The organism is Mastigocoleus testarum BC008, assembly GCF_001456025.1.
GTDB lineage: Bacteria > Cyanobacteriota > Cyanobacteriia > Cyanobacteriales > Nostocaceae > Mastigocoleus > Mastigocoleus testarum.
The window spans coordinates 99,961-118,912 of sequence record NZ_LMTZ01000093.1 but is presented as its reverse complement, the minus strand read 5'-3'; the positions used below and the strand labels follow the sequence as shown (position 1 = coordinate 118,912).

Here is an 18,952-nt window from a genome sequence, read left to right as displayed (position 1 = left end):
TTAAAACTTCAACTCAAAATATTAAAACTTCAAAATGATGAAGAGATATCTTTATTCTCTGGGGTTTTTCCCCCAATATTCCCACGCTACTGAATGAATCACCTGTTTCGAGTCATAATCTGAGCTAAGGTGTGTATGCTGGATTGGAAATAAAAGTTGTTGCATAAAGATTATTTTTTATTACGCGTTCCTGAAATTGGGCTAGTAAACGGTAAAACCACATGACTATTTCTCTCAATAACAAATCGACTCGGTTATTGTTTATCAGTCGCACAGGTATGGCCGTTGGTGGAATTTTAGCTGTGACAATGGCTAGTGGGCTTTGGCGATTGCGAAATTTTGTTGAGAAGGAACTAGCGCCATTAGCGGAAGAAAGCTTAACTAATATTCTCAAACGTCCAATCGAGTTGGGAGATGTTCAAGATTTTTCCCTTATAGGAGTACAATTTGGGGCTTCGATGATTCCACAGACTGCAACTGACTCTGACCGAGTAATTGCTGAAGCTGTAGAAGTTGGATTTGACCCTTTACAGTTGCTATTTCATCGCAAATTAAAGCTCGATGTAACATTAGTAAACCCTGATGTTTATATTGAACAAGACGAAAAAGGTGCCTGGGTTGACATAAGTATAAATAATACGGGTCAGGAAGGATTTATTAAAACTGATTTAGATAAGATACGATTGCACAATGCCAATCTAGTTTTGGTACCTTATCGTTCCCAAGAAGGAAAAGTCAGGAATTTTCCTGTGCCCAAATCCCAAGGTGCAACTGGTTTAAATGGGAATAAATCTGCAATATCCTTGAAACTTGATGGAGTTCACGGTATAGCCCAGTTATCAGATGACTACCAGTTAGTTAAGTTTCGTGTTAAAGGTAATCCGATTTTAGGGGGAAGCGTAGCTTTAGAAGGGGAAGCCCGCCCTCAAACTTTAGCATTTAATTTTAATCTTAAAGCAAGAGAAATATTTGCGTCAGATATTACACGCTTAATACCTTTACCAGTTAATTTTCAAGCTGGTCGTGCTCGGGGGGATTTAAATATTCAGTGGTCTCCGGGAAAGCAGGCGTTGTTGTCTGGTCGTGCAGATTTTGAAGACCTTAATTTAAAAGTACCCCAAGCCCCTAAAGCTTTTGTTAAGTCCCATGGACGCGTACATTTTGATGGATTGAAAATGACACTCCGGGATGTGGCAACGAATTATGGCAAACTTCCTTTGCTGGGTCAAGGAACCATTCATACTGTTAATGGTTACGATCTGAAGGCAAAAGTCAATGGGGTTGATTGTAAAATAGCTCAAAAAACTCTTGGTTTCACTTTACCGATTGATACAACTGGTTTATTAAAAGCAGACTTAAAATTAACAGGCAAATTATATAATCCATTATTATTAGGCAATGTTCGCAGTATTGAAGCGGCAAAAATTGATAAAGTAAATTTAAAAAGTGCCAGCGGACAATTTTCTTTTACTCCCGCATCTGGTTTAGTTAAACTCACCAATCTTCGAGGTGAAGCGGTGCTTGGTGGACAGGCGATCGGGGGAGGGATAATTCAACTGGGCGAACAACCAGAAGTTAAGTTAAATTTTCAAGCCAAGAACTTTTCTGGGGATGCGATCGCTAAACTCTATCAGACAATCCCACCAATAAGAATTGGTAATGTTGGAGCGCAAGTTAGCATTAATGGAACCCCCAGTAGTGCTCAGACAACGGTACAATTTCGAGCACCCCAGGCTACTTATCCGATGCACGGTGAGGTGGTTGTTGCCCCGGACAAAAGTGTATCTTTTAGAGATGTGAAGCTAGCTGTAGCTGGTGGTAGGGTTAACGTTCGGGGTAATTGGGATGAAAAAGTTTGGAAGGCGATCGCTGATGCTGATGGGGTACGGGTAGAACGTTTTGCAAACCCAGAATTATTAGAAAATATATCATTGGGCGATGCGACACTTAAGGGTCGTTTAATTATTAGTGGTAAATCTAATTCTTTTGGGGTTGCAACCATCCGTTCGCAAAATGCACGGATATCTTTGGCTGGGGGAACGGTAGCGATTTCAGAAGTCGAATTAAACGAGCAAGAGTTTAATGCCAAATTAGTTGCGAATGAGGTACAGCTAGCGCGGTTATTGGAACAAGTTTCTCCGTTTGACCCCCTTGATGCTTCCTTGGATGGTTCTTTACAAATTTCTGGTTCGCGTCAAGAGACAAATGTAAAAAATTTACGGGTTCGAGGTGAGGGTAAGTTAAATCTTGCTGGGGGTACTGTCAATGCTAAGAATATCGAACTAGATAATGGTTCTTATCGGGCAAAATTATTTGCGAATAATATTCAATTACAACAATTAGTTCCCCAATTGTCAGGACAGTTGCAGGGATTTGTCAAGGGCGAGTTTGATGTTACTGGTTCCGCAGAGTCTTTTAGCCCGAGTAGTATTAAAGCGAATGGAAACGCACAGTTAAGTCTTCCCGGTGGTGCGATCTATGCAAAAGAGATCCAAGTCGCCAATGGTCAATATCAGACAAAATTACAAGCAAATAAAATACCTTTAGAAAAATTAGCTCCCCAGTTACCCAAACATTTTCAGGGACAATTAACCGGTGAGTTTAATCTTGCTGGTTCTTTAACATCTTTGCAAACACAAGGGATTCACGGTCAAGGAGAAGCTCGTTTAGATGTTGGTAGCGGTACATTAACAGCATCTGATATAAAGGTAGTCGGAGATCGCTATCGTACTCAGATTACTGCTCGGAATTTACCCTTGCAATCCTTAGCTCCAGTTCCATCACAAGTCCAGGGAGGTTTAAACGGTGAATTAAAAGTTACAGGTTCTTTAGAGTCTCTACAACCAGAAGATATCCACAAACATGTTGAAGCTGTCGGTGAAGCAAAGTTGAATCTTGCTGGCGGTGAAGCGAGCATAGATAATATTCAGATCGCAAAAGGTAACTATCAAGCATTTGTAGATGCAAGTGGGGTGCAGTTAAATCAACTTCACCCAGATTTACAAGGACAATTGCAAGGTAATTTACAACTAACTGGTAAGTTGTCTCAGCTAAATTTGGCAGGAGCACAAGCAGCAGGTAAAGTAGAATTATCCCAAGGAATTCCAGGTATCGAGCGACCTCTGCAGACAACATTTGCTTGGGACGGTCAAAAGTTAAATATCAAACAAGCCGAGGCTCCCGGTTTTAGTGCTAAGGGATATATATCGGCGAATGCAGAGACAGGCGGAATGCCAGAAATTACGAATTTAAATCTTGATATTACTGCAAAAGATTATGATTTAAATTCCTTGCCTTTAAATCTGCCCAAAGTAGTTCGAGTTGCAGGTAAAGCTGATTTCCAGGGTAAAGTAACAGGAAAGTTACCTGTCCCCAATGTTCGAGGTCAAGTAAGCGTTAAAGATTTACGAGTAAACCAATTAGATTTTGAACCTTTATTACATGGAAGTATTCAAGCCGCATCTGGGGGTGGCTTAAATTTAAATGTAGCGGGTCAAAATGACCGTATTGCCTTTGATTTGGATCGAAATCAGCAACCGCGCTCCTTTTCAATGCGTCACAACCAAGCCTTTGCATCTGGAAAATTACGTGGAAACAATTTAGCAATCAAGACAGAAAAAATCCCTTTAAAACTTTTTAATTTAAATTTACCACCGACCAGTATGGTTGGACCTGGAAGTGTTGCTGGTTCCTTAAGTGGAAATTTTCAGGTTAACAAAAAAACTTTTGCAACCACAGGTGATTTGACAATCGACCGGCCACAAATTGGTAGAATTGAGGGCGATCGCCTTTTAGCAAAGTTTAACTTAGATCGAAATAAAATAACCTTAAAAAACAGCAGTTTTATAAAAAATAAGAGTAAATATGAAGCTGTCGGTACCATCATTCAAGGAAACCAAGGACCACGGCTACAAGGTGAGATTAATGTCAATCAAGGAAAAGCTCAAGATGTTTTAGCAGCTTTTCAGTTATTTGAGCTAGAAGATTTTCAACGTGGTTTTAATCGACCTACTTACGGTAAAGCTGCTGAGCTTGGTGAAACTCAAGTTGTAGGTTTAGCAAATCAATCCTTATACACGCAACTACAACGATTTTCCGAAGTTAAAGAACGCTTAAACCGACAGAAACAACAGGAACGGGATGCTTCTCCCTTACCAAAAATTGCAGATTTAAAGGGAACTTTTGATACGAAGATAAAAATTGATACTCTTACAACTAAAGAGCCAAAAGTTGAATTCAATTTTCAAGGTCAGGATTTTGCTTGGGGTAAGAAAAACCAACCAGGTCGCTTTTACAATTTTGAACAGATTATTGCTCAAGGTAAACTTGACCGGGGAATTTTACAACTACGACCATTACGGGTTGAATCGAAAAACCAATTAGTAGCTTTTACCGGTAACATTGGCGGTACCGAACAGTTTGGTCAATTGAAGGTAAATAATTTCCCCTTGCAGATGCTGAATAACTTTGTGGAATTACCAATTAGTTTAAATGGTAATATCAACGCCACAGCAGCATTAAGTGGTAGCGTAGAAAATCCCCAAGCCCGTGGAGAATTGGAAATTACCGATGGTTATCTCAATCAGCAAGGATTACATTCAGCTAGTGCTAGTTTTAGTTATTCTAACGGACGTTTGAATTTTGGTAGCGACGTTGCAATTACCAGTGAAGAACCGGTGCGGATTAAAGGTAGCGTCCCTTATCAACTACACGAGAGTACCTTTGCTTCCGAGAACAAAAACATCCAACTGGATTTGCAGGTAAAAGACCGGGGATTAGCTTTATTAAATTTATTTACCGACCGATTAACTTTTGAGGAAGGTAAAGGAAAAATTGATGTTTCTGTACGTGGAACTTTAGAAAAGCCAGAAGCAATTGGTTTAGCAAAAATTGAAAATGCAACTTTTTCTGCTCAAGCTTTACCAGAAAAAATTACGGGAGTAACGGGAAATATTGATTTTGATTTTGACCGCGTTATTGTCAATAATCTCCAGGGTCAATTTAGTAAAGGAAAAATTGCTGCGGTAGGAGTAATTCCCATATTTAATGATTTGCAAACTCAAATAGAAAACCCTCTCAAAATTGACCTAGAAAAATTAACTTTAAATATGAAAGGTCTTTACGAAGGAGGTGTGAGTGGCGGTTTAGAAATAACAGGTTCAATCTTTGACCCGAAGGTGGGAGGAAAAGTAGAACTAAGTAATGGAAAAGTATTACTTGCTGAATCTAGCGAAGCGGTTAACTCTGTTAACGATAGTTTTGTTTTTTCAACTTTAAAATCAAATAAACCAGATGAAATAGTAAACGGAGAATCAGTCACCAGGTTTAACAATTTGCAACTAACTTTGGGTAAAAACCTTGAAATCGCTCGTCCGCCAATTTTAAACTTTAAAGCCACTGGGGAATTAAACCTTACTGGTTCCTTAGAAAAACCCATACCTGAAGGAAAAATTAGTTTAAAGAAAGGTAACGTTAATCTGTTTACCACCCAATTTAAATTGGCTCGCGGTGAAAAGAATACAGCAACTTTCAGAAAAAACCGACCAAACGACCCCGATTTAGATATTCATTTGTTTGCGAAGGTTTTGGATACAATTCAAACTACTAAATTGAGCAGGGAAAATATTACAGGTTTGTCAGCGTTGGAAAGCGTGCGTGTAGAAGCGAATATTGAAGGACCAGCAAGTAAACTCAAAGAAAATTTAGAATTAACCAGCAGTCCTGCTCGTAGCAAAACAGAGATAGTATCTTTGCTTGGTGGCGGGTTTGTCAATACTCAGGGACGGGGTGAAAGTACCTTGGGTTTAATTAATATCGCCGGTTCAGCAGTATTCAATAATCTGCAATCAACATTCAATGAAATTGGTACCGCTTTTGGTTTGAGTGAATTTCGGGTATTTCCCACTATTATTTCTGAAGACCGCGAAGCAGGAAGAAACTACTCTAGTTTAGAAATTGCTGCGGAAGCTGGAATTGATATAACTAAAAAAATCTCCGTTTCCGGAATCAAAATCTTAACCGATGATGACCCGTTCCAATGGGGAGTTAACTATCGAGTCAACGATCGAGTTCGTTTGCGTGGGTCTACCAATTTATTTGATGATACGCGGGTTTTCGTGGAATATCAAAGACGCTTTTGAGTGGGAGGGGATTGGGGATTGGCGACTAGGGACTGGCGACTGGGGATTGGCGATTGGGGACGCAGTGCTATCACAAATCCCCTGCTAAGGAAACTTACAGGTTACGCGACCGATAATTTTGCTTAAGGGTATAAAACCATAAGAGCGGCTATCGGTACTTGCATTGGGGTTGTCGCCTTCGAGAAAGCAAGAACCATCTTCAAGTACCAAAGCCACTCGCTTCACTATTTGCTTTCCTTGGTACGGATGTTGTGCAACAACAACATCACCAATAAGAGGAAATGAATGTCGATAAGCTTTGGGATCGAATAAAATTTCTTCTCCGGGTTGGAGTAGAGGAATCATGGAGGGACCAGTTACTCGTAGTCGCTTTCGCTTTCCCAGTATTAGCAGTAATAATTTGTTTGCAACTGCTAATTCCTCTTTCATCCCCTATTTACACCAATAAAATAGCTTAATCGAAACAATAATTTACTATATTAGCCTCAAACTACTAGATTTTCTTAACTGTGCTCTAGCTAGCTTTGTACCAAGCAACGTTACGGTCTTTGGTAGCCCAGAACATATTGTGGATTTTTTCAACAGCAGCCATGAGTTCTTCTGCATGTTGTTGACTTACTTCTACTTTACAAGCAGAGCAAAGTTTTGCAGCTTTCCAGAAAGTATCGTGTAGGTCGGGGTATTTTTCTAAATGTACTGGTTTGAAATAATCAGTCCACAAAATTAGTAAATCATCTTTGGTTTTTTGAGCTTGTTCTTCCTTAATTGCAATGTAGCGAGACAAAGTATTGTTGTAAGCAACCATTGCTGCGGTATCGCCGCTTGCAGGAACTTCCAGAGCTAAAATTTTTTTAGTCATTGAGAGGACTGCTTCAGCTGTAATTCTTGCAGAAGCAGGATCGTAAACACCGCAGGGACCATCACAGTGAGCGTGTACTTCTTGTGCGGGGAACCAATCTTTTAATCTGGTAGCAATTTTCTTGAACATGGTATTTACGGATTTGTTTATCTTTGAAGATGCATAGAACGGTTGGTGCAGGGTTGATGGAGCTTTGGGCTTACCGTAACTCAGTATCCCCCCTCACCCCATATAGCTTAGTGTGATTCGGGTTGCCTAGCAACCCAGCCTAAGGCTAAATAAATTCCAGAGACTAAGGATAGATAGTACCAGCGATCGACAAAAAGTTCGATGTTAATAACTAAATTTAATTAGCGATCGGTTAGCCCTCTTTTATTGTTAATCGTATTTCTATTTAATAGTGATATGAGAACAGTCTAGATGTTAATACTTTGTTAAATAAAAAAGATGGATAGCAAAGAACTAGCCCAATTCATAGAAGAAACTAATGGTATATCTAAACCTTGGCTGTTAGTACAACTCAGACTTAAAAAATTACAGGAACGTCGAGCTACACTTTCTGAGGATGAATATTTACAGCAACTTGAAGAAATTTACCAAGATTTAATGAATTTAGGTGAATGGTGGCGTGGAATTGAAAATGAGGTTTTTTATTAGTTTATGACTAGCGCTATCCTTACTTAAGATTATTTGCGAATCTGACACTATCTCAAGGTAGAAATTATAAACTCATTCACAAGTTAATCTTCACAATTTCTATCCTTGAGATGGTGCATAGTTACACGTGTTTCTGATATAGAACTTCTGAAAGGAGTAAATACAGTTTTACAAAATCCCAAAAAAATATAACCTTTTAGAAAAAATGCCGTTCGTGGATGCTATTGAACAAATGTTGTCGTTTAGCATGAATATTTTTCATATGTTTTTTAACAGTGTTTATAGTTATGTAAAGTTGCTCGGCAATTTCCTTATAAGTGTAATTAGCTCGATGTAATAACCAAATTTCCCCTTCTCGTTGAGTTAAATCATATTGTTTTACTTCTGCAAGGGCTGCATTTTTTAAGGATTCATATCTATTTTCAATTGTAACTAATAAGCATGAATTATTAAATTTATCTAAATTGAGCCATCTGACTCTGATGCGTAATATTGTTGATTTATCAATGTTGATCTCATCTGAGAGAATAAGATTTTTATCGGGAAACAAACTGTGACTTTCAATTAAAGATTCGCAAAGATACCAGATATTGGGTGGAATTAAGTTTTTGCTGTTTAAAAATTGATTTAACTGATAGCAAATATGATCTGCATCTTTGTTGGCATAAAGTATACTACCAGTTTTGCTCAAAATTAATATCCCATCTGCCAAATTTTCAATTATCTTTTGTAAAAAATCTGTCTCTAGATAATTCACACTGTCAATTTTGACTGAAGAATAATTTTCTTTTGTTATGTCTTTTGATATCTTTGAGACATTAATCATATCATTCACCATAAAATTAATACTGTGTGGGCAGCGAAAAAATCAAAGAGATACACACTAATGCCATTAATAGATACCTGGTAACTGATATGCACTTTCATGAAAATATTACTTATTTCAATGAAGAGTAATAGTCCAAAAAATATTACGTTTAATCCTCTGAAATCCTCTGATTAAGTTGTATTTTAAGGTCGTTTAGTTCGCAGTTAATCATTAAGTATTAAAGTTTCAGAGGTCATAAATTTTGATTAGGCAATACCAATTAGCTTGTATAACTGAATATTAAAATTGATTTCCAACCAGTTGAAAAGTGATAGGTAATGCAAAATTGCGTTTATCTAGAAATATAGACCAAAAGGTAGAGGTAATTATTTTTCTGAATTTGCTTTTTTTTTCTAAGTTTGCATTATTCTTTTACAACAAATTTATCTACAGGTTGTTCTTTCCCTATTTCGGATAAAAACTATTTTTTTTACTGTTAGTAATTTATCGCTAATGTAATATTTAAATAATGTTGATATAAATATTATTTTTGTGAATTCAACTGTGATTTAGATCGCAATTATCAGAGGATTTCAGTCACTTATTTCGTTGTGATGTTAATAAATTAAATAGATTTAGTAATCCCAAATTATTTATGATGAGCAATATTGTAAAAACTTTGCAGATGCTAACGCTGATGTCACAAGCTCTGTAAGGTCTTTACAGGATTTATCTGCTCACAAATCAAATATGATTTCTATTGATATATAAGTAGATCGATAAAAACAAAGACTTGCGGGAAAGTTAAACTCGTATGCAGTCACTATTACTTATTCTTTTTTAAATTGATCGCATACAGAGAACTTCCTGCAGTAATAAAAAGCCTTTTACCATCCCTACCACCGAAGGTAAGATTAGCACAAACTTCTGGTACAAAAATCTTACCTAAACAAGTACGATCAGGAGCATATACTTGTATACTATCGGCAGAACTGGTAAAAATATTACCAAAATTATCCACCTTCAATCCATCGGGTTGTCCGGGTTTGATAACAGCAAATACCCGACTATTTTTTACCTGCTTTTCATTTACTAAGTCGTAAGCACGAATGTAATGATGACCTTGGGGATAATTAACTTCAGAAGTATCCGAAACATATAAAATACTTTCATCTGGACTAAAAGCAAGTCCGTTAGGTCGTTCCATTTCTTTGATAACTGCGTCTATCTCTCTCGTTTTGGGGTTAAAACGATAGATAAAACTACCCGCTTGTTCCTGTTGTCCACCATATCCTTCGCCAGGTTGAGTAAGTCCAAAAGGTGGGTCGGTAAACCAGATTGTACCGTCGCTTTTCACAACTAAATCGTTAGGACTATTTAAACGATAATTTTGATAGCGGTCTACTAATACAACCCATTCACCATTTTTTTCTCTTCTGATAATTGCTCTTTGACCGTGGGAACATGCAACCAAACGTCCTTCTAAGTCGCGATAATTACCATTTTGATAGTGAGATGGCTCGCGAATTATACTAACTCCATCTTCGGCACTCCAGTGAAACAAGCGATTACCAGTAACATCGCTCCAAATAACGCTATCATCTTCAGGAAAATAAACGGGTCCTTCGCTATGTTTTGCACCGTCAGCAATTTTCTCTAGTTTCGCGTCAACCGAGATTAAAGAATGCATGCGTTGGTCATAGACTGCAATTACCTGTGCCATAGTAAACACGTACGATTATTTTTCATGAGGGGTCATATAGTTCAAGCTAGGAAAAATCTCCTGGTCGCAATTCCACGTAGCGACCGCCCTCTAACTGGATAATCATCAGTTTTGCCGGCTCATCTCCCACGGTACCAGAAAGATGTCCTTGATTTCCTTCGGCGTTGGGTTGAGTATTTTGATCTCCACCAAAAGAAATCTCACCCGCACCCATCTCTACCCGTATACCATCCATTGTTTCTACAAACCATTTACCTGATAGGGGTATAATCCATTGGGGTTGAGGATTTTCATGCCATTCTCCCACCCATCCTACCGGCAATTCGGCAAAAACAATTTTAGATTCAGAAGTAAGTAAACGGTTATTCCACTGGGGTGCAGCATCCCCTCCCATGCTTTCTTTTTCAAAATTAGTTAATTCGCACCGAGTTTGGTGACTGACACCATCATCATCTGTCCAAACGTGCCAATAAATAAACTTTGGCGGGTTAGATTCTTCTTTAGTATCGCTCATTATTTTCTTTGCCTAATTAGCAAAAAGGTAGAGTTTATTTTATTACTGGATGTTTGCTGCTCAGTACTTGCTACTTGAGGCTAGCTTTGTGGAGGTTACCCAGAGGGTTGTCTCTATATTGGTTTTTATCAATTACTTAGGATTTGCTAACTCTAACAAAGGTATTAGTTTTGGAATAACAAAGGTAATAGTTTTGGAATAATCTCTTTGTCTCCATCAAGGAATAGAGTATTGGAAGTGGAGCCTAGGATGCTGTTATCTTAATGCTAATAACCAAACTGAAGTATCAATGAGTGGAAAAACCGAAAACTCTTTCTCCCCCTGCACCCTCTCTCATACTACGTCCGGGTTAATTACCCCTTTTGAGAATGAGAGAGGGAAGTATGGGAGGTGTGGGAAGTGTGGGGGGAAATCCCAAAGAATATAAAGGGGTTTTAAAAATCGGATTTGGTACCAGTGCGCATTCCCATCTTGCGGGGTGGCTGCACCGCAGGCGAATGGCGACTTGCGTCATCGCTGGGTCACACTGCTACTCCCTTCCCCCCTGCACATTTAATGAAGAGTAATTAAGCGGATACAGTGTGACTTATTTTACAGCTTACTCTCCGCACATAACTGAATCAAGTAAGCCACAACCCCCGTCCAACCTGTTTGATGGGATGCACCCAAACCCGCACCGTTATCGCCGTGAAAATATTCGTGGAAGTAAATATAGTCGCGCCAGTGCGGATCGTTTTGAAATTTCTCTGTACCACCAAATACGGGACGCTTACCCGCATCATCTCTTAAAAAGATATTGGTCATCCGCCCAGAAAGTTCGACAATGATTTTGTCGAGATTTTCGTAATTACCCGAACCTGTAGGAAATTCAACTTTAAAATCATCTCCTAGATATTCGTGGAAGTTTTGCAAAGCTTCCAATAACAGATAATTAATGGGAAACCAAACCGGACCGCGCCAGTTTGAGTTACCACCAAACATTCCTGAAGTGGATTCGGCTGGTTGATATTCTACTCGATACTCATTACCGTTGACGTGCATAACAAAAGGATTATGCTCGTGATATTTAGAAACCGAACGGATACCATAGGGACTCAAAAACTCGGCTTCATCAAACATATAGGAAAGAAGACGTTGTAATTTATTAGGTTTGCCGTCATTTCTGGGTGTGGCATAACATAAAGCTAATAATCTTTTTGCACCCATTCCCTCTGTAACCATACAGGCGACATTCTTTTTAAGATCGGGACGATTATCAATAAACCATTCCAAGCGTTTTTTAAATCCTGGTAAGTTTTTAATGGTTTCTGGTTTGATAACGTTAACTCCCAACAGAGGAATTAAACCAACTAGCGATCGCACTTTTAATAAATGTCGCTCGCCGTCGGGGAAGTTAATTGCATCGTAATAAAAACCATCTTCTTCATCCCAAAGAGCAAAACCATCGCCAATATGATTCATCGCATCAGCGATATACAGAAAATGTTCGAAGAATTTACTTGCAACATCTTCATAAGGGGGACGTTCCTGTGCTAGTTCTAGGGCAATATGTAGCATTCCCAAACAGTACATTCCCATCCAGCTTGTAGCATCTGCCTGTTCTAGATGTCCCCCTGTAGGTAATTCCGAACTGCGATCAAACACCCCAATGTTATCTAAACCCAGAAAACCACCTTCAAAAACGTTATTCCCTTCTGCATCTTCGCGGTTAACCCACCAGGTAAAGTTTAGCAGTAACTTCTGGAAGATACGTTCTAAAAATTCTGTATCTTTGCGTCCCCAAAACTTTTGCTCTAAAGTATATATCTGCCATGCAGCCCAAGCCTCTACGGGAGGATTTACATCGCTAAACGCCCATTCGTAGGCAGGTATTTGTCCGTTGGGATGCATGTACCATTCGCGAGTTAGGCGAGATAATTGTAGTTTGGCGTAGTCGGGGTCTACTATAGCTAAAGGAATCAGATGAAAGGCTAAATCCCAAGCAGCATACCAAGGATATTCCCATTTATCCGGCATGGAAATAATATCATCATTAAATAAATGCTTCCATTCTGAATTTCTGCCATTTTTACGGGATTCTGGTGGAGGAACAGTACTGGGGTCGCCCTGTAACCAATCTTCGATTACATAATAATAAAACTGTTTGGTCCATAACATCCCTGCAAAAGCCTGTCGCTGTACTCTGCGCCGGTCTTCTGATATTTCGTGGGGATTAATCCAATGGTAGAATTCATTGGCTTCTTGTTTTCTTTGCTCAAAGATGTCCTCAAACTCAGCAAAAGGATTTTGCAAAGAATCAAAATTACATAGCCTTAATTCAATACTGCGGCTTTCTCCTGGGGGAATAGATAATTGATAATGTGCGGTAAATTTAGTACCGATGTTGTCGGGGTTGACTGCATTTTTGTCGCCCTTAACGACATAATTGTTAATTCCGTCTTTTACATAGGGTGAGACGTTTTTTTGTCCGAATAGTAATTCAGTGTTGCTTTCATTTTCAGTAAATAACAATCCATCGTGACTATTGCAATACAGCCATCTTTCTCCCAAGGTATGGTGCGATGCTTCAATAATGCTGTAGTTATCCTTCTGAGAACTAACTTTTAATTTAGGTTTTTCTGCATCTTTATACCAAGACCAAGTATTGCGAAACCATAGAGTCGGCAATATATGCAGTGGTTTCTCTTCATCGCCGCGATTATGTGCTGTAACTTTAATTAAAATATCTTCGTCAGTATTTTTAGCATATTCAATAAAAATATCAAAATAGCGATCGCGCTCGAAAATTCCCGTATCCAGTAGTTCGTATTCTGGATCGTTAAAGCCCCTGCGTTGGTTCTCTTCAACTAAATCTGCATAAGGGTATTCTCCTTGAGGATATTTATATAAATATTTCATGTAAGAATGAGTTGGAGTATTATCGAGATAAAAGTAATACTCTTTAACATCTTCCCCATGATTGCCCTGAGAACCAGTTAAACCGAACATTTTTTCTTTAATGATAGGGTCTCGCTCGTTCCAAAAAGCTAGAGCAAAGCAAAGATGCTGATGATTATCGCAGATACCTGCAATACCATCTTCTCCCCAACGGTAAGCACGAGATAAGGATTGACTGTGGGGAAAATAATCCCAAGCTGAGCCATCCTCACTGTAATCTTCTCTAACCGTTCCCCACTGTCTTTCGCTGACGTAAGGACCCCAACGGGTCCAATAAGCTTTACGTTCTCGGTTTTCTTCTAGCCTTTGGGCTTCTGCGGTCATGATTCTTGCTCCTTAAAATCAATTAAAAATTTTTTAATGTGAAGGGAACAGCAAACAAGAAATAGTGATTGCGTATAAGCATTAAGGGGAAAGCGTTTGAACGCATTCTAACGGATATGAGAGGCTTTAAACCTTCACCAAACCTCAATTAGTTTTTCTTGTGATAAATTTACTCCTTGAGTACTTTATGAACAAATTTAACCGCCATCGAACCTTCACCGACAGCAGAAGCAACCCGTTTTATTGACTCACTACGAACATCCCCTGCTGCAAATATTCCCTCACAACTAGTTTCGAGAAAAAACGGCTGACGTTCTCCCGTCCAATGGGGAGAATCTCTGACCTCTAAGCCAGTTTTAATAAATCCTTTCTCATCAGTTTCTATTTCCTTTGGCAGCCAATTTGTATGGGGTTTTGAACCGATGAAAATGAACATAGAACAAGCACCGATTTCCTGTTTATCTTGTGTTTGATTGTTAGTGATTTCGACCTTGTTTAACATTTCATCGCCTTTTACCCCCGTCACTTCAGTATTAGTTAAAATTTCTATATTTTTTATTTGTTCTACCCTTTGCAACAAATATTGAGACATTTTTTTCGCTAAATTATCACCGCGAATTAATATCAAGACTTTCTTCGCGAATCCAGATAAAAATACCGCCGCTTGTCCCGCAGAATTACCACCACCTACAATAATAACTGTAGAGTCTTGACAAAGTTGAGCTTCTACCTTTGTCGCGCTGTAATAAATTCCAGTACCTTCATAACTTTCGATTCCATCAACGGGAAGCCTGCGATAAGAAACTCCGGTTGCTATTAATACCGATTGGGTATTTACTTGCTCTCCATTATCGAGTTCAAGCGTGTAATACTCGTCTTTTTTTTCAAAACTTACCACCTCAGAAGGAACTGAAAATTGAGAGCCAAATTTCTGCGCTTGAATTTGGGCTCGACAAGCCAGTTCATTTCCCGATAAACCCATAGGAAACCCGGTATAATTCTCAATTTTAGAACTACAACCGGCTTGTCCTCCCAAAGCTTCTTTTTCTAAAATTATTGTGTCGAGTCCTTCTGAAGAGCCGTAAACTGCTGCTGCTAAACCTGCGGGTCCCGCGCCAATTACAGCTAAATCGTATACTTTATTCTCAATCGGTTTTTTCATGCCGAGATATTCAGCCATTTTCCGATTGGAAGGATTTTTGATTATCCATTCACCGCCGTATACTACCACGGGGGTTTCTTCACGTCCGACATCAAAATGGTTAAGTATTTCGGAAACTTCTTGTTCTTTTTCTAAATCAATCCAGCTAAATTCAACGTGGTTTTTGCTTAGGAAATCTCGAATGCGGAAAGTTTCGCTACAGCTAGTAGGTCCGACAACGCGTAACCCTATATAGTCCGAGTCTCTAAGGGCTTGGGCGCGAGCAATAAAAGTTTGTAAAATTAAATCGCTCAGACAGGATTTTTCGTTTAAAATCCTTCTTAATTTATCCGGTGAAATTGCATAAACTTCGCAAGCATTTTTAACAACAACATTACCGCTAGCGGGACTACCTTTAATGTTAGCTAAATCGCCAACAAATTCCCTAGCACCTAAAGTTACTATAGTTTTTTCTTCTCCACTGGAGCGGTCGATAACTTCGACTTCTCCCGATTTTATAATATAAAAATCGAATTCTTTTTCCCCTGCTTTAACCAAAGTTTCTCCATCATTGAAGCTTTGACATTCAGCAAACTTTGCTAATTCTGAGATTTTATCTTCGCTCAGTTTAGGGAAAGCTTGTGGATTATCTTTTCTATCGATTAATTGTCCTGTCATGCATATTGTCTCCTTTAATTGCTTTTATACGTCCGAGATGATATTTCGGGTAACTTTTTTCAGCCGCTCGGAATTATTGAGTAAATCTTGGTTGATGAAAGTGGACGATAATCGCATTCCTATTCTTAATTGAAATTACAGCGTCGCTCGAGCAAGTTTAAATAAATCTTGATTTCCGCTGGACCATAAAATCCGAAATTTCCAACGCTGAATTTTCCAATCGCATTGATCGCGAATTAGATGAACCGTATAATATCCTCCCATTTCAAATATAGAATCACCATCCTCGTTGGGTAGAAAATGTATTGCTCTTACGTGAGCTTGACAAGTTGCAGATTCACCTTCAACTTTGACTTGATGGTCGGTAATCAGGTGTTGGGTGGCTTCAAATCCCGATAAATCTCCTCGAGCGGTGTTAGCTATTTCTTCGGGTGACAAATTCCTGGATTTCACTCCGATGGAGGAATAATCAAATTCGGTGGGGTTAATAAATCAGCTCTTTAAAAGGTAGAATATTACTGTTCCTTATAATTCCGCAATAAACCACCGTCAATATAGAAAGTCGAACCTGTGATATATTTCGTTTCATCGAGAGAAAGAAACGCTACGATTCCAGATACATCTTCTGGTTGTCGCAGCGTCCGAAATAAATATTTTATGTAACTTTGTGCGGTTGTTCGGATTTGGCGAAAGTGGCGATAAATACATTAACGTCTGAAGTATCGCGATCCTATGATCGCGGGGAGTGGCTCAATAAACCCAAAAACTCTTGATGTTTCCCAGGAATTGAATGCAAATATTCAAGGGAACCATGTTGTTCTACTTTTCCTTTCTCTAAAAGAACTACCCAATCAGCACGATTAATTGCGCTCGGTCGATGGGTAATAATAATTGTAGTTTTACCCTGGCGGTGATAAAGAAGTTGTTTTAGTACCCTCGATTCGCTAATTGGGTCTAATCCCGAAGTTGCTTCATCTAAAATCAGGATGGGAGGATTATTAACTATTGCTCTAGCGATCGCCAGTCTTTGTCTTTGTCCTCCAGATAAATTAGCTCCAAATTCTCCTAAGGTTGTTTGATATTTATTTGGAAGTTGGCTGATAAATTCATCAGCTTCTGCAACCTGACAAGCAATCACAATTTGCTCCAAGGAAACTTGAGGATTACCCAAACGGAAGTTTTCTAGAATTGAACGACTCCAAAAATGGGGTTCTTGAGGAACTAAAACTATTTTTTGTCGCAAGCATTCCAAAGAAATATCTTGCAGGTTATACAAACCAATGCGGATGTTACCTGATTGGGGTTGATATAAACCCGTAATCAATTTAGCTAAAGTGCTTTTACCACAACCAGATTTACCAATAAATGCGATCGCCTTACCCCCGGGAAGTTTAATTGTAAAGTCGTCGAGTAAGGTTGCTCTTCCTATATGGTGAAAACAAATGCTGTTGAAGTATATATCTTTGTCGTCGGGAATTTCGACAAAGGGTTTCTTAGTATCTTCCACAGCTTCTGGAGTCGCATCTATTACCTCTAATAGGCGAGTGACGGCGGTTTTAGAACGAAAATATTCGTCTGCAAGGTTCATTATTAAACTAATAAAGGCTAAGACGTTGGCTTGCATGACATTAAAAGCCAGTAATTGTCCAATGCTTAGTTCCCGATTAATTACCAAAACGCTACCCATTACCAGTAAGGTAATCCCACCAAGTTTTGCAACAACCCTAGTGATAGTACTGTTGATAATACTGATGTGAATTGTACCAAAAGTTAAATTAGCTAGACGACCAAAACGACTCTGAAATTCTTCCCAGAATTGAGGTACAGCATTTGTTACTTTGAGAACTAATGCACCTTTGAATGTCTCTACTAAAATACCTTGGTTTTCTGCTGAAAGGACTAAAAGACTGCGAGTTTTTTGCCGTAAAGCGGGGAGCATGGGTAAGGCTGAAAGCGCCATGATGATGGAAATTAATACTGCAACCAAGGTCAATTTCCAACTGTAGAAAAGCATGAAACCCAGAGAAATCACGGTGATAAAAAATTGACTGGGTAAGCTAGCAACAACTTGGGATACTAGCTGATTAATTTCGTTAATATCTCTGAGTCGACTGACAATTTCCCCACTACGACGAGCTTCATAGTAACTTAAGGGTAAGTGTAGTAATTTGCGTCCAAATTCTAATACTAGTCCTAACTGTATTCTTTGACTGAAGTGAGCAATCATTATTGACTGTAAGAATTGCAAACACCCACTAAATAGAGTCATACCTATAACAGCGATCGCAACTACTGTTAATAGGTCAGTGTCTTGTCGTACTAAAACATCATCAGTCAAAATCTGGATTAAAACTGGACTAGCGAGGGAAAGTAAACCTAGAACCAGGTTAACTATCAAAACCTGGATTAGGAGGTTTCTGTAACGCCAAACTCGCTTAAAAAAGCGTCCGAATCCATCTTGAGAAGTATCTGAAGTTAGAGATGATTTGGAAAAATCATTACCTGGTTCCAGTAATAGAGCTATTCCATCCCAAGCTTCTTTCAGTTCCTGTCTGCTGAGATAGCGCAAACCAAATGCTGGATCTGCAATTACATAGTTTTTCCCGGATTTACCATATAAAACTACCCAATGACGTCCCTGCCAATGAATAATTGTAGGTAGAATCAGTTCTTGTAATTTATCTAAAATTGCAGGGGAAGCTTTTACCGAACGAGCGTTGAAACCAAGGGATTCCGCACCGCGTTTTAAACCCAAAAGAGTTGTACCGTACTGTCCCGTACCTACAGCTTCTCGGCTACGGTTAATACTTAAAATATATCCGTAATATTTGCATATCGAAGCTAAACAAGCAGCTCCACAGTCTTCTTCACTGTTTTGACGAATGCATTCGTAGTTAGTACGTTTTTTAAATAGAGACAACATAGTCTTTAATCTTTAATGTGTTTAAATTCTTCTGGTTATCAAGCTAATCCCAAAGGATAGAATTATAGAATTAGATTCTAATTTTTACAGTCACTTAGTCTAAATTACTAAATCAAATTGCTGATTATGAGCAAAACTTTTAGATTCTCTTATATCCTCTTAAATACCCTGTCCCCTTAGTAATTGGGGAGCTTCGATCTTATGTTCCTTCTTAAGGGGGTTAGGGGGATCCAAATTCAACAGATTTG

Annotated in this window: 13 protein-coding genes; 3 read left to right on the top strand and 10 right to left on the bottom strand. The window is 38.8% G+C overall.

What is annotated here, in order from left to right; genetic code table 11:
• Positions 1-221 precede the first annotated feature (221 nt).
• Positions 222-6,140 carry a translocation/assembly module TamB domain-containing protein gene (locus BC008_RS19095; RefSeq protein ID WP_027842385.1) on the top strand — a complete coding sequence of 1,973 codons (5,919 nt, stop codon included), beginning with the start codon at positions 222-224 and terminating at the stop codon, positions 6,138-6,140.
• An 84-nt stretch (positions 6,141-6,224) separates the two neighbouring features.
• Here BC008_RS19095 and sodX read toward each other — a convergent pair whose 3' ends face one another.
• Positions 6,225-6,569: a nickel-type superoxide dismutase maturation protease gene (sodX, locus tag BC008_RS19090; protein ID WP_027842384.1), complete on the bottom strand. Its 345-nt coding sequence runs from the start codon at positions 6,567-6,569 to the stop codon at positions 6,225-6,227.
• 85 nt (positions 6,570-6,654) lie between these two features.
• Positions 6,655-7,128, bottom strand: coding sequence for a superoxide dismutase, Ni (gene sodN / locus BC008_RS19085; protein WP_027842383.1), 474 nt, complete (start codon positions 7,126-7,128; stop codon positions 6,655-6,657).
• Between the two features lie 318 nt (positions 7,129-7,446).
• Between sodN and BC008_RS19080 the strand changes: the two genes are divergently transcribed.
• A complete protein-coding gene (locus BC008_RS19080) occupies positions 7,447-7,656 on the top strand; it encodes a hypothetical protein (RefSeq protein ID WP_027842382.1) in 210 nt (69 codons plus the stop codon).
• 196 nt (positions 7,657-7,852) lie between these two features.
• On the opposite strand, the gene BC008_RS19075 is transcribed toward BC008_RS19080, so the two are convergent.
• From BC008_RS19075 to BC008_RS19065, 3 genes are all read right to left on the bottom strand, one after another.
• A complete protein-coding gene (locus tag BC008_RS19075) occupies positions 7,853-8,482 on the bottom strand; it encodes a helix-turn-helix transcriptional regulator (protein WP_072207675.1) in 630 nt (209 codons plus the stop codon).
• Positions 8,483-9,290: 808 nt separating this feature from the next.
• Positions 9,291-10,187 carry an SMP-30/gluconolactonase/LRE family protein gene (locus BC008_RS19070; protein WP_027842380.1) on the bottom strand — a complete coding sequence of 299 codons (897 nt, stop codon included), beginning with the start codon at positions 10,185-10,187 and terminating at the stop codon, positions 9,291-9,293.
• A 46-nt stretch (positions 10,188-10,233) separates the two neighbouring features.
• Positions 10,234-10,701 carry a cupin domain-containing protein gene (locus BC008_RS19065; RefSeq protein ID WP_027842379.1) on the bottom strand — a complete coding sequence of 156 codons (468 nt, stop codon included), beginning with the start codon at positions 10,699-10,701 and terminating at the stop codon, positions 10,234-10,236.
• A 368-nt stretch (positions 10,702-11,069) separates the two neighbouring features.
• On the opposite strand from BC008_RS19065, the gene BC008_RS49565 reads away from it, so the two are divergent.
• Positions 11,070-11,267, top strand: coding sequence for a hypothetical protein (locus BC008_RS49565; RefSeq protein WP_161938064.1), 198 nt, complete (start codon positions 11,070-11,072; stop codon positions 11,265-11,267).
• A 25-nt stretch (positions 11,268-11,292) separates the two neighbouring features.
• Here the strand turns inward: BC008_RS49565 and BC008_RS19060 are convergent, their stop codons facing one another.
• The 5 genes from BC008_RS19060 to BC008_RS19045 form a co-directional block, all read right to left on the bottom strand.
• Complete coding sequence (locus BC008_RS19060) at positions 11,293-13,962, bottom strand: MGH1-like glycoside hydrolase domain-containing protein (protein ID WP_027843473.1); 2,670 nt, start codon at positions 13,960-13,962, stop codon at positions 11,293-11,295.
• Positions 13,963-14,131: 169 nt separating this feature from the next.
• Positions 14,132-15,781 carry an FAD-dependent oxidoreductase gene (locus tag BC008_RS19055; RefSeq protein ID WP_036265538.1) on the bottom strand — a complete coding sequence of 550 codons (1,650 nt, stop codon included), beginning with the start codon at positions 15,779-15,781 and terminating at the stop codon, positions 14,132-14,134.
• 135 nt (positions 15,782-15,916) lie between these two features.
• A complete protein-coding gene (locus BC008_RS19050) occupies positions 15,917-16,270 on the bottom strand; it encodes a nuclear transport factor 2 family protein (protein ID WP_082650458.1) in 354 nt (117 codons plus the stop codon).
• Between the two features lie 26 nt (positions 16,271-16,296).
• A complete protein-coding gene (locus BC008_RS51405) occupies positions 16,297-16,440 on the bottom strand; it encodes an SDR family oxidoreductase (RefSeq protein WP_072207674.1) in 144 nt (47 codons plus the stop codon).
• 71 nt (positions 16,441-16,511) lie between these two features.
• Positions 16,512-18,704, bottom strand: coding sequence for a peptidase domain-containing ABC transporter (locus tag BC008_RS19045; protein ID WP_027843475.1), 2,193 nt, complete (start codon positions 18,702-18,704; stop codon positions 16,512-16,514).
• Positions 18,705-18,952: the final 248 nt, after the last annotated feature.